Annotated in this window: 1 protein-coding gene and 1 pseudogene; one reads left to right on the top strand and one right to left on the bottom strand. The window is 78.4% G+C overall.

Features of this window, described 5'->3' with window-relative positions; translation table 11 throughout:
- The coding region (locus tag E2E34_RS34270; protein WP_138905711.1) for a hypothetical protein at window positions 1-919 on the bottom strand (919 nt) is incomplete at its 3' end.
- A 70-nt stretch (window positions 920-989) separates the two neighbouring features.
- Here E2E34_RS34270 and E2E34_RS34275 point away from each other — a divergent pair.
- Window positions 990-1,405: pseudogene (locus E2E34_RS34275) on the top strand (DNA-binding protein); the annotation flags it as partial.

Raw genomic sequence — 1,405 nt, forward strand, 5'->3', positions numbered from 1 at the left:
CGAGCCCGCCGGCGGCGACCACCCCCGGCAGGCCGAGCACCGCCCACTTCGCCTCGGCGCGGCTCATGCGCCGCGAGGCGTACGCGAGGAGCCAACCGCCGCCCAGGGCGAGCCAGTTGCCGAGCACGGCGCCCGCCACGAGCAGCGCGGCGGCGGCCGGCAGCAGGACGCCGACGGGCGGCCGGTCCGGCTCGGGCGGCGCGGCGACGGCGGCAGGAGCGGTACGCCGCACCAGCCGCACCAGCGTCGCGAGCCGGCGCCGCGGGGACGCGGCCGCCTCGACGGGCGCCTGCCCGCCGTCCGCGCCGGCCGCCCCGGCCCGGTCGTCCGCCGCCTCGTCCTCCTTCGCCGGAGGTGGCCGGAGTATTTCGGGGATCTCGACGCCGCCGACGAACCCCGGCACGTCGACGCCCAGCCCGAAGGGCCCCGGTTCGACCCGCCACCAGTCGGGTTCGCCGCCCTGGGGCCCGAGTTCGTCGGTTCCGGCGAGGTGCGGCGGCGAGGGGACGGACGGTTTCACCACGCCCGCCGCACTGTCGCGGGCCCGGGGCCGGGGAATCCACCCGCCCCGCTTCTTCGACGGATCGCGCTGCTGCGGCACCACGGCCCCCGGGCCGGGGGCGGCATCCTTCTCCGGCGCGGGCCCGGGTCCGGACCCGGCCCCGGACCCGGCCGCCGGCACCGCCCCGCCCGAAGCCGCCCGCGCCACCAGCTCGTCGGGGGCGCCGATCCGGCCGAGGATGCGGCGTACCGCCGCGGGGGAGTCCGGCGTACCGAACGCGGAGCGCTGCCGGTCGATCTCGTCGCGCAGGCCGGCCACCAGCCGCATGCGCGCCGCCGACGGCAGCTTGTGCTGCTGAGCGAGGTCGCCGACCCGGCTCAGATAGTCGTAGACGAGCTGATCGCTCTCGATCCCCACGCGACGGTCCGTCCCTTGCCCTCCAACTGCCTGCACCGACGGTAGCGCCACACCGGCTACCGTGGGGCGGATGGGGACCGGCGAGCGCAACCAGGAGGCGCACGTGTCCGAAGGATCAGGCCCGACGCCACCGCGCACGCTCGCGGAAGCCCTGCGCGGCCGCGACGACGTGTCCCTGGCCGCGCTGTTGCGCGCCCGGCCCGACCTGCTCTCGCCGGTGCCGAACGACGTGTCGCAGCTCGCGACGCGGGCGGCGACGCGCGCCTCCGTCGTCCGCGCGCTGGAACGGCTCGACCGGTTCACGCTCCAGACCGCCGAGGCCCTGGCCGTGGCGCCCGACCCGGCCCCGTACGAGGCGCTGCGCGCGCTGATGACCGGCGACGACGGTGACCCGGCGGTGGAGGCGGCGCTGCCGGCGGCCGTCGCCGCCCTGCGCGACCAGGCGCTGCTGTGGGGTGCCGACGACCGGCTGCGGCTGGTGCGCAC

The organism is Streptomyces albidochromogenes (genome assembly GCF_005981925.1).
Lineage (GTDB): Bacteria > Actinomycetota > Actinomycetes > Streptomycetales > Streptomycetaceae > Streptomyces > Streptomyces albidochromogenes.